Source organism: Arthrobacter sp. NPDC092385 (assembly GCF_044755105.1).
Classification (GTDB): Bacteria; Actinomycetota; Actinomycetes; order Actinomycetales; family Micrococcaceae; genus Arthrobacter_D.
In genome coordinates, this window is record NZ_JBIVQL010000013.1 from 66687 (window position 1) to 77803 (window position 11117).

5 protein-coding genes and 1 pseudogene are annotated in these 11117 nt (G+C 68.4%); 2 read left to right on the forward strand and 4 right to left on the reverse strand.

Annotated elements, in window-relative coordinates; genetic code table 11:
- Nucleotides 1–129 precede the first annotated feature (129 nt).
- Together ACIQCY_RS15145 and ACIQCY_RS15150 are read left to right on the forward strand one after the other, a co-directional pair.
- A complete protein-coding gene (locus ACIQCY_RS15145; protein ID WP_400484723.1) occupies nucleotides 130–2757 on the forward strand; it encodes a LuxR C-terminal-related transcriptional regulator in 2628 nt (875 codons plus the stop codon).
- Entirely contained in the window at nucleotides 2757–5462 is a 2706-nt protein-coding gene (locus ACIQCY_RS15150; protein WP_400484724.1) for a LuxR C-terminal-related transcriptional regulator, read from the forward strand. The genes ACIQCY_RS15145 and ACIQCY_RS15150 overlap by 1 nt, the downstream gene beginning before the upstream one ends.
- A 346-nt stretch (nucleotides 5463–5808) precedes the next feature.
- Here the strand turns inward: ACIQCY_RS15150 and ACIQCY_RS15155 are convergent, their stop codons facing one another.
- From ACIQCY_RS15155 to ACIQCY_RS15170, 4 genes and pseudogenes are all read right to left on the reverse strand, one after another.
- Complete coding sequence (locus ACIQCY_RS15155; protein WP_400484725.1) at nucleotides 5809–6447, reverse strand: LPXTG cell wall anchor domain-containing protein; 639 nt, start codon at nucleotides 6445–6447, stop codon at nucleotides 5809–5811.
- 260 nt (nucleotides 6448–6707) lie between these two features.
- Nucleotides 6708–8603, reverse strand: coding sequence for a DUF4012 domain-containing protein (locus ACIQCY_RS15160; RefSeq protein WP_400484726.1), 1896 nt, complete (start codon nucleotides 8601–8603; stop codon nucleotides 6708–6710).
- A 50-nt stretch (nucleotides 8604–8653) separates the two neighbouring features.
- Nucleotides 8654–10087: a sugar transferase gene (locus ACIQCY_RS15165; RefSeq protein ID WP_400484727.1), complete on the reverse strand. Its 1434-nt coding sequence runs from the start codon at nucleotides 10085–10087 to the stop codon at nucleotides 8654–8656.
- Between the two features lie 39 nt (nucleotides 10088–10126).
- Nucleotides 10127–11032: pseudogene (locus tag ACIQCY_RS15170) on the reverse strand (CpsD/CapB family tyrosine-protein kinase); the annotation flags it as partial.
- Nucleotides 11033–11117: the final 85 nt, after the last annotated feature.

Sequence of the window (11117 nt, forward strand, 5' to 3'; positions counted from 1 at the left end):
GAAGCCTTCCTAGGCTCGAAGTGGAACGACCCAGACTTCGGATGTAGGAAGTGGTCTCATGGATGAATTCATCCTTGGCATGCTGTCTCTCTCGATATATTCTGCAGTACTTCACGGGGCGGTGAGGACATGAGCAGGTTCGCTGAGGCACCCTTCTTCGTGGGCCGGCAGGATACGGTCGCGGCGGTCGGGGAGGCCCTGTTCTCGCCGGGGTCCGTCGGTGCGGTGCTGGTCGGCGAAGCGGGAGTCGGCAAGACGGCGGTCATGCAGCAGGTGCTGTCCGCCCAGGCGGAGAGCCTCTACATCCTCCGCATCCGTGGCTCCAGGGGGTCCCGGCACCAGGCGTTCCGTCCGGTGAACTTCCTCCTGTCCGAGCTCGAGGCGGACGTCGGCGAGCACCCCGTGACGGTGCTGCAGGCCGTGTCCGAGCTGCTGAACCGGCAGGCACGCGGCCGCCGCGTGGTCCTCGCGGTGGACAACGTCGAGTACCTGGACCCCTCCTCGGCTGCGCTCATCGGCCAGCTCGTGCTCAGCGAGACCGCCTTCGTGCTGCTGACGGCCCAGGATTTCGCGGCCGCTGATCCCCTGTTCGCCGCGCTGTGGCGGGACGGCTCGCTGAAGCGGTTCGACCTGGTGCCGTTCACCCCGCCGGAGGTAGGGGCCTTCCTGGAGGCCGAGCTGGAGGGACCCGTCAGTGCCGAGGCCGTCCAGCTGCTGCACTGCATGAGCGGAGGCAACGCGCGGTTCCTGCAGGCCTGCACGCGGGAGCTGCGCGGGCGGCGCATCGTGCAGCACGGGAACTCCTGGGTGCTGCTGCCCGGCGGCACCCCCGTTCCCGCCGAGATCGCCGAAGCGGCGCAGGCGCTCCTCGAGGAGCTGCCGGCAGGCCAGCAGGAGGTCGCGCACGTGATCGCCCTGGCGGGGCGGCTGCCGCTCGGTGCGGCGCAGGGCATCACCACCAGCACGGACGTCGACTCCCTCCAGTCGGCCGGCATCCTCGCCGTGCGGCACGGCAAGCAGGAATACGTGGAGTTCGCGAACCCCGTCATAGCCGCCGGCACCGTCGAGTCCCTCTCCGCACAGCGCTCCGGCGAGCTCTACAGGCGCTGGGTCGAGGACGCCGCGCAGGCGCAGCTGCTCGACCCGGAGCGGCACGCCGCGTGGCTGCTGAAGTGCCACCGGCCGGTCCCCGCCGCACTGGCCCTCGCCGCCGCCCGCGCGGCCAACCACGCCGGCAGGTACTGGGACGCGGCTACCTTCGCCGAACTCGGGGACGCGCACCGGTCCTCCGCCGCTGCCGCCGCCGAGCGGATCCACGCCCTCACCTTCGAGGGCCGGTTCCAGGACGCCGCGAACGCTGTCCTGCTCGCCACACCGCTGCTCGGCGAGGCCGCGACGGCGGACGCCGTGGAGCTGCTCCTCGCGGACGCGTTCCTCCGGAGCTGCCTCGGCCTGGCCGGGCTCGAGGAGCCCCTCGCCGACGCCGAGGCACGCCTGGAGGCCGACGCCGGCCTCGCCGGGGAGGAGAAGGCCCGGCTCCGGGCCGACGTCGTGATCGCGCGCGCGAAGCTCGCGTCGCTGCAGGGGGAGTTCGCGCAGTGCCGGGACCTCGTGCTGTCCCTGAGGCACTCCTCGCCCCTGCTCACCCGGGACCAGGGGATCCGCAGCGACGTGCTGCTGTGCGAGGCGTGGGCCATGATGGAGAGCCAGCTGGAGGCGCTCCAGTTGGCCGATTCGATCGCGGACCGCCTGGAGGAGTCCTACGGCAGCGACCGCACCAGCGAGATCGCCTACCTGCGCCTGGCCGCCGTCTACAGCGCCACCGGCTGCTGGGAATCGGGTGCGCGGAAGCTCCGTCTCTCCGCCGAGGACTGCGGGGCCATGCACCACGGCTCGGCGGTGCAGCTCGCCCTGGGACTCGCACGTGGCCGGTACGGCACGCCCGAGGACGCCCTGGTACTCCTGGCCCCGGCGTTCGACCAGCTGCGGGTCGCCGACCCGCACCGGATGCTACCGCTCGCGGCCGCGTCGATCGCCTTCTGCCACACCATGACCCAGAACATCAAGGCCGCCATCCCGTTCCTGGTGCACGCGGAACCCGCACCGGGTGTGCCGTGGGTGGTGCGCCGCATGGTCGCGCAGCTGCAGTTGCTGAGCCTCGGACTCCGCGAGGCCAAGCCGGATGCCGCCCAGCAGCTCCAGGCCCTGGGGCGGTCGGACCGGCAGCGCGGGGCGTCCCTGTTCGAGTTGTCCGCCTTCACGAGCTCGGTGCGGCTGGGCAACACCGCCGCCCTGGCGGAACTGTCCGATGTCGCGGCCCGCGTGCAGGGACCCTTCGCCCGTCTCTGCGAGATGTTCGCGAAGGGCGTGTCCACACGGGACGCCGAGGTGCTCCTGCAGGCGATGGAGCTGGCGGCTGCGGGCGGGGACCAGAACTTCGGGAGGGACGCCGCCCGTTCGGCCCTGAACGCGGCCCGCGCCACGGGCAACAAGTCCACGGTGCGCGAGGTGCAGCAGCGGGCGCGGCGGGTCCTGGCCAACGTGGATGCCGGCGGCCCCACCTCACAGCTCGACGCCCTCACGCCCCGCGAGGGCGAGATCGCGCAGCTGGCGGTCGGCGGGTACACCAACCGGGAGATCGCGGAGGTCATGTGCGTCTCCGTCCGCACCATCGAGGGGCACCTCTACCAGATCTACTCCAAGCTCCACGTCTCCTCCCGCCTGCAGCTCGCGGAGCTACTTCCGGCACCGCTCTGATGAGCCGCGAGGACGGGCACGCACCCCTCGTGGGCGTCGATCGGACCATCGGCGCGATCGTCTCCACGCTGTCCCACCCCAACCTCCACGGTGCCCTCGTGGTGGGCGAGGCAGGCACGGGCAAGAGCGCGATCGCCCGCCGCCTCGTCTCGGTCCTCGAGGCGCACCAGAAGAAGTGCTTCGTGGTGCGGGCGACGGCGAGCCTGGCCGACGTGCCGTACGGATCGCTCGGGCCGTACCTCACCGAGGCGACACCCCAGACGCTCGCCTCCTCCCTCTCCGCCCTCCGCGCGCTCGTCGCCTACTTCCGTGCCGCATCCGGAGGCCGCGAGGCGGTCGTGGTGGTCGACGACGCCCACTACCTCGACGACGACAGCAGCCACATCCTCACGCAGCTGGTGATCTCCCGGACCATCAAGGTGGTCCTCTTCTCGAACGGCATCCCACCCCGCTCCGGTGACCTCTTCTCGCTCTACACGGACGGCTTCATCAGCCGGGTGGACGTCGGTGGGCTCAATGACACGGACGCGGCGAGGCTGTCCGCGGCCGTGCTCGGCGGTCCGCTCGCCCGCGGGGCCGCGCACTACCTCGCCCGGCAGAGTGCGGGGAACCCCCTGATGCTGCGGGCCCTCCTCGAGCATTCCTCCGCGACCGGTGAACTGGTGGAGCGGAGCGGCGTCTGGTGCCTCTCGGGGCGCTTCCACCCGCCCCTCCCCGCGTTGGTGGACCTGGGCAAGACCCTGCTGCAGGGGCTCAGCGAGCAGGAGCGGACCGTCTATGAGGCCGTGGCGCTCAGCGGGGGGCTTCCGCAGGCACGGCTCGCGAGGCTGGGGGAGGACGCCGTGGCGCAGCAGCTCCTCCGGCGCGGGCTCCTGCGGAACTCCGGTACGTCCGCCGGCCCTGTCCGGGTTGCCCATCCCATGATGACGCGCGTGGTCCGGGCGCTGGTGCCCGCCGGCCGGAGCGCCGAACTGCGCCGCAGCGTCTTCGACGACGACGAGGTGGTGCTGCCCGCCCTGCACGAGGGCCGGCTCGACTACCTCAACTGGGCCCTCGACTGCGGGGTGGACGTGCCGGCACCGGTTCTCCTGCAGGCGGCGCGCACCGCCGCGCACGTCTCCAGTCCGGAGTCCGCCCTGCGGTTCGCGGGTGCCGCGAGGGCCGGGGGAGAGGACGACGCCGCCACGGTCGAGGAGGTGCGGGTCAGGATCAACCTCGGCGACTACGCGGTGGCCGTGGACATGCTCGAGAAGGTCCGGGGCGGTGCGGTCCGGCCGATGACCGTCGTCGACGCCGCGGTCCTCACCGCTCTTGCCTGCGTCCGCAGGGGCGAGAATCCGAGCGCGGTCCACACCCTCGCCGATGCCTGCACGGCACGGCTGGAGGCGGTGCTGCCGGACCGCGCCGCGGCTGGACCGGACGGCGCCGGGGAAGCGGCGCGCGAGGCAGTGGCACTGCTGCACGTCTTCGGCTGGATCCTCGAAGGGCAGTACGCAGCCGCCCAGGCCGGGCTCGACGTCCTCGACGGCACCGTGCGGTCCGCGGAGTCGGCAGCGGAACCCCGCCTGCCGGTCCTGGGGCGCGTGTTCAGGGGAGTGGTCAGCGGCGCCCTGGGCAAGTGCGCAACGGCCATCGCGGAGCTTCGGGCCGCGCTCGAGGAGGTGGAGGGATCTGCCGGGGACCTCGAACACCTGCACCCGCAGGTCACGGTCGAGTACGTGAGTGCGCTGATCCACGCAGGCGAATTCGCGGCAGCCGCCGACGCCCTCGATGAGTACCGGCAGCGGCCCGTGGTGAGCCTCGAGTACCTGAGCGGTCCGCTGGCGGCGCTCGAAGCCGTCCTCGAAGCGCGGCGCGGGAGATTCCGCACCGCACTGCAGATCCTCGAGCCGGCCCTGATCTCCCTGCGCCGGCTGGACAGCGAGATGCTGCTTCCCTACGCGCTCGGCGTCGCGTCCTGGGCCGCCAACTCGCTGGGGGAGAAGGGCGCGGCGAAGGCCTTCGAGGAGGAGTTCAGCGGGGTGTCCTCGACCGGGAGCCGCGCGCTGCTCCTCCTCGGCCGGGCCTTCCTCGCTGCGGGGGGGGCCGGAACGCCGGGCGAGGGCAGTGACCTCGCCGGGCTCCAGGGCCTGGCCGAGACGGCGAGGTCCGCTCCGTATCCTTCCTGCGAGAAGGACACCCTGGAGCTGCTCCTGGTCCTCGGGGACACAGCGAGGGCGTGGCGCCTGGCGGAGCTGGCGGACCAGTTCGAGGGTACGGAGGCAGAGGTCCTCTCGCACTATGCGCATGCCCTGGCGGATTCGGATGCCGAGGCCCTGCTCATGGCTGCGGATGAGGCCGAGAGCATCCAGAAGCTGCCGCTCGCGGCCGACGCCTCGGCCAGGGCCATGCGACTGTTCGACGAGAGAGGTGATGGCCGGTCCCGGCGCCTCGCCCTCCGGGCCGTGCGCCGGCGCCAGTCCCTCCTCGAAGGCTTGCTGCCACACGAGGAAGGGGATGCGCGGACCACCCACGAGCTGACCGGCAGGGAATGGGAGATCGCGAAGATGGCGGCCGAGGGGGCCACCAATCGTGCCATCGCGAGGGCGCTGGTGCTGTCGACGCGCACCGTGGAGGGGCACCTGTACCGCGTCTACGGGAAGCTCGGGATCACCACGCGGGAGGAGCTGGCGGGGGAGATGGCGGGGGACGACGGCACGCGCTGACTGCCCTCGGCCGAAGCACGTATTTCGTGCGGCGCGACAGGTAGTGCAGGGCCGCGGTCCCCGTAGCCGGCTGGAAAAAACACGTCGTGCGTACTCGTGAGCCGTCCTTAAGATCTCCGTAGGGTTGCACTTGTTGAACCAAGGAAGCTTCAGCAGCAGGGCTTGTGCCCTTACCCGAATAAAAGGCGGGTCCCGGATCGGGGCCAGCGGCAAAGGAGTCTTCCTGAGACCAAGACTCCGTCCCCAGCTGCCGCTGGCCTCTTCCTCCGAACATTCAGTACACAGAGAAGCAGGGCCGGAGCGTTTGCTCCGGCCCTGCTTCTTTGGTGCTTGGTACTGCGAGGTATTACGCCTCGGCGGAGCGACGGCGGGCAACAACGATGCTGCCGGCACCCAGGCCGAGTGCGCCGATGCCAGCGGCACCCCAGAGGAGCATTGCGGAATCGACACCGGTGTTGGCGAGGCCGCCCTTGACCGAGGAGGTGGTACCGCCGGTCGTTCCGCCCGTGGTTCCGCCCGTGGTGCCACCAACTGCGTTGGCGGAGTCGACGACCACGCGAGAGGTGACAACGGGGCTGCCATCGAGTGCAGCTGCGGTCAGCGTGTACACGCCTTCCTCGTTGAGCTGCACGTTGTAGGAGAAGTTGCCCTGCGCATCGGCGTTGATCGTCTTGTCGAGGACGATCTCGTTCAGGACGATCAGCCCGCCGCGCGCTGCAGCAGCACCACCGGCGCCGAAACCGGCAGCCGAAGGAGTTGCGTCGGTGCGGTCGACAGTGATGCGGATGGGCTCGTTGGGCTCGAAGAGACCGTCATTGCTGCTGAACACCACGGTGTCGCCGGGAGCAACCGTGCCATCGCTGACCGTGCCGGGTGCCGGCGTGGTGACGTAGGAGGGAGTGGAGACGGGAGCGGCCTGCGCTGCGCCGGCTCCAAGGAGTGCAAGGGTTCCGGCGACGGCCAGGACTGAGGCGGTTTTGTTCATGATGAGCTCCCCATAAAGGTGATTGAGACGAGAGAAAAGCGGTGAAGTGACCGGGGCCTTCGTTCCCAAAACGCCCTGAGCCTACTCTCCCCTACCCTATAGGACCCGAGACGATTACTCGAACCGCCGAAGATTTACTACTTGGTAAGGAAGTTCCCCTACTTAAAAGTTACCAAGCATGCCTAGGTAGGGGAAGGGTCCGAACACCACTCGCGAAGATGTAACCCAGTGTTAACCTGGCCCCAGGCCGATGAACTGTGTCAGCTGCAGGACTGCAGGCCTTGCGCCGGCAAGAGTACGTCGGCCGGGTCCTGAACGGTCGGCGTGACGTCGAGCACCGGCTCGCTCTCCTGGACCACCTTCGAGAAGTCCACCTCGATGGTTGCCGTCTCGCCGGGTCCGAGCTCGGTGGTGAGGATAGCCACGGGCCGGTTGCCGTGCGCGAAGGAGCCAACCGGAACGTCCTCGCCGTTGATCCTCGCCTGCTGCAGGAGCGCCTGGGCCGGCCCGTAAGCGACCGTGTTGGTTCGCACCCGGCCCGGATCAACACCGAACGCTCCGCCACCGGTGACGTACTCGGAAAGGCTGGTCGCGGCATCGGCGGGGGCGGTGTTGGTCAGTGTCACCTTGGCCGTGTACAGGGAGTACCCGTCACCCGGGCAGCTCTTCACCAGCTGCACGGTGCGCCGCACGTAGTAGTCCATCTTGGCCCCGGTGCCGTCATTGAAGTAAACCCCGAAGGCGGCTCCGCCGACAGCGGGACCCAGCGCTGCGCCGGCGAGGTCGGTCTGCGCGAGCAGGTCCTGTTCCTCCGACGACGCGGACCACAGGTACAGGCGGCCCTGCTCTGCACTGGTCACCAAAGCCTCGATGAGCTGCGTGCCATCTCCCTGCACATTCGTCAGCTCCCCGAAGACCTTGCCGGCGACCGCCGCGAAGTAGGCGTCCTGTAGGGCGGGTTCCTCGATCTGCGCGTACACGTCCGAGAGCAGGGTCGGCACTACGTTCGTGGAGTCGAGTGCGGTGGGCAACTGGGTCTGTGCGAGCAGGGCATCGACGGCGGGATCCCCCCCCAAGGTACCGAGCTCCACGGGACCGGTGGCCCCCAGGATGTTGGCGAGCACAACAGGATCGAGCGCGATCACTCCGTCGATCCGCGAACCGGGGTGACGCTCCTGCCACATGCGCTGAGCCGTCGAAGCGGCCGTGGGGAAGTCCGGGGTGAGGTTCACGCTCTGCATGAACGTGCCCATGCGGTAGGAGTAGATCAGTTCCTGCTCGGCGTCCACGGTGACTGATGGGGTGAACCGCCCCAACTCGGAAGCGCTGCCCTGGTCCGTCAGAGCAATCCGTCCATCCTCGACGGTGAGTACAGCCAGTGCACCGGAGATGCCGCCCGTTGCGCGGACTTCGGCGCTGTTCTGCACCAGCACCAGGTAGTTGCGGGGCCCGTCAGCGCCAAGCATGGAGGGGAGCAACTGACCGGCACGGGACGCGCCGGAGAGAGGCTCGCGGGCTTCGTCGAGTGCTCCAATGGCCTGCTCGAGCGGCCCGGCCACCTGGGGGAGGAGCTTACTGCGGTCGATGCCCTGGAGACGATCGAAGGATAGCTGCACGGTGTTGGCGGCAGATCTCAAGGTCGGCGCAACGTCGCGCAGCGGTCCGACGTCCACTCGGCCGTGCGCGGGAGTGAGGGCATCCCAGTCTAAAGTCTCCACCTTGTCGAGCATGGGTGCCACGGCGCGGGTTATGACGTCGTCCGCGGACACGGTGACCTCACTGGTGGCCGAGAAGTTCGCACCGACCAGCGGCAGGATGCCGGCTGCCTTCCACAGCGGGTCGGTGCCGGCAGCGCGGGCGTCGGTGGTGTGGCGCTGGACGTCCTTGAGGGTGCCACTTGCTGCAGGTAGGTCTCTGGCGGTCACCTGCTCCTGCAGGGTGGGGAGAAGCGCCATGGCTGACTCGAGGTTCTGCTTGATCTGCACTGCGCGGAAGGCGAGCCAGCCACCGCACAGGGCGAGGAGGAGGACGCCGATGCCGACGGCCAGCAATACTCGCCGCAGGACACGGCGGCCCGGTTTCCGCGAGCGTCGCGTGCGGGGAGATGGCGAGTTCTCCGGTGCTGTTCCTGCTGGCGACGCGCTACTCGATGTCACTCACGGTCCTATCGTGCGGCGCCGTCATGGCGTAAGGGTGAAAGCGGGAATCAGACAGCGCCATGGCTGGCGAATACCGCCTTGAACGTCTTGAGGAGGATGACGATGTCCTGCATCAGCGACCAGTTCTCCACGTAGTAGAGGTCCAGCTTGATGGACTCCTCCCAGGTGAGATTCGAGCGACCGCTGACCTGCCAGAGGCCGCTCATGCCCGGGCTGACGTAGAGGCGGCGGTGCGCGGCATCGTCGTACAGTGCCACTTCACCCGCGCGCTGCGGTCGTGGGCCGACAAGGCTCATACTGCCGCGCAGCACATTGATCAGCTGAGGGAGTTCGTCGAGGGAGTACTTGCGGAGTACTCGGCCCACCGGGGTGATGCGCGGATCGTCCTTCACCTTGAACAGGGGAGTGTCGGCGCTTCCCTGGGATGCGAGGAGCGAAGCAAGCTGAGCGTCTGCATCCTGTTTCATCGAACGGAACTTGAACATATGGAAGGTGGAGCCCCCGACGCCGATGCGCTCCTGGATATAGAAGACGGGCCCGGGGCTGCTGAGCTTGACCAGGATGGTCAGGACAAGCAGCACTGGTGAGAGGAGCAGTAGCAGGGTGGCGCTCCCGGTGATGTCGAACAGGCGCTTCGCCACCCTCGAACCCCCGGTGAGCTTCGGAGTCGACACATGGACCAGCGGCAGACCGGCCACCGGCTGCGTGTGGATGCGCGGTCCCGCGATATCCGTGAGGGCAGGAGCCAGGATGAGGCGCGTCTCACGCGCTGCGAGGGCCCACCCGAGCCTTCGCAGCACTTCCGGATCGAGGTTCGAGCCCGCGGACACTGCGACCGAATCCGCCTTGCTGGCGTCGATCGCACTGATGATGGAGTCGACATCGGAACCGAAACCGACCACCGGAAGATCCTGGTTGACGGGCAGGGGACCGCTGCTCCCACTCGTGACGTAGGCCCCCACCGGGCTGTAGCCGGCAAGGGGATTCTTGCGCAGGGACGTGGCCAGGTGGTCGACGGCGCTGGCGCCGCCCACGACGAGGATCTGGGAGGAGCTTTTACCGTGACGGCGCTCCGCGCTCAGGATCTGCCGAACGATCCAGCGCGCGACGAGGAGCCCGACCACGCCGGCGGGAAGGGCGAGTCCAACGTACCCGCGTGCAGTGTCGTAGCGGAAGGCGTATGAGAGGATAGCGATGAGTCCGAACAGCCAGAGGGAGGCGCCGAAGACCCTCTTGTATTCCTCCGCTCCAGAGCCGAGGACGCGGGGACTCCGCGAATCCCATGCGCCCAGCATGATCCACCAGACCAGGCTGAGCACCACGCTGAAGACGGCATAAGTCTGAATCGATTCTGCACCTGTGACATCTCTCAGCCCGAATCGGATGAGGAACGCGCCTGTCACGGCCCAGAGGACCACGATTCCGTCGACGATCGCGAGGCGCCGCGGGTAGCGCCTCATCCAGGTGAGAGGTTGTCTCACACTGTGCTCCTTCCCCATAGCGGGAGCATTACGCAGCATCTAGTCGAGTGCCGGGCGGCGGGTGGGAGGTGATTGGAGCCCCAACACCTCGTCGAAGGATTTCCTCGACGATGTGGGTGTGGACGCGGGAGCGGCAGGCTGGTCCTCGGCGGCCAAGTGCGAGTCAGGGTGCGAATCGTACGAGTAGTAGCTGTAGGAGTAGGCGTCCGGGCCCTTTGTGGGCAGGAGGTTCATGACCACGCCGAGCAGGTCAGCTTTCACCATTTCGAGGTTCCCGAGCGACTTCTGTAGGTCGGGCAGCTTCACCTTGGACGAACCGATGACCAGCACCACGCCGCCCACCTGCTGCGCCAGGACGGCCGCGTCCGTGACTGGGAGGAGCGGAGGGGCGTCGATGATCACGGCGTCGAACTTCTGCTCCAGGCGTGTGATCAACTGCTTCATGGCGTCCGACCCGAGGAGCTCGCTGGGGTTCGGCGGAATCTGGCCCGCGGTGAGGATGTAGAGCTCATCCGTTCCCCAGGGCTGTAAGAGGTCCTCGACATCAGCGCGGCCGATCAGAGCCGTGGTGAGTCCAGCGTTGCGCTCGAGTCCCAGGTACTCGTCCACGCGCGGCCGCCGAAGATCGGCATCCACCAGAACGACGGACTGACCGGCCTGAGCCATGGCGATCGCCAGGTTGGTGGCCGTGGTGCTCTTGCCCTCGCCAGGAAGAGACGAAGTCACCAGCACCGCCTTGGACTTTCGGCTGACGTGCGCGAACTGCAGATTGGTGCGGATCTGCCGGAAGGACTCGGCGCGAGGGCTCTGCGCCGGCGCCTGAGTCAGCAGTGGTTTCTTCTGGGCATCGGTATCGAAGGAGATGCCGCCCAGCAATGGGGCGTCGCTGATCCGGCGGACATCGGACTCACCACGCACCCGGGTATCCAGTGCTGTCCGAAGGAGTCTCAATGATGTTGTCAACAGTCCGGGCTCCCATCCCTGCACTTTTTCTCCCGGGGCAGCTGACGTGAGCGGCTACCTGTGCCGA

Coding starts and splice junctions, on each gene's coding strand:
- ACIQCY_RS15155 (WP_400484725.1), bottom strand. CDS start 6,447: ATGAACAAAACCGCCTCAGTCCTGGCCGTCGCCGGAACCCTTGCACTC.
- ACIQCY_RS15150 (WP_400484724.1), top strand. CDS start 2,757: ATGAGCCGCGAGGACGGGCACGCACCCCTCGTGGGCGTCGATCGGACC.
- ACIQCY_RS15145 (WP_400484723.1), top strand. CDS start 130: ATGAGCAGGTTCGCTGAGGCACCCTTCTTCGTGGGCCGGCAGGATACG.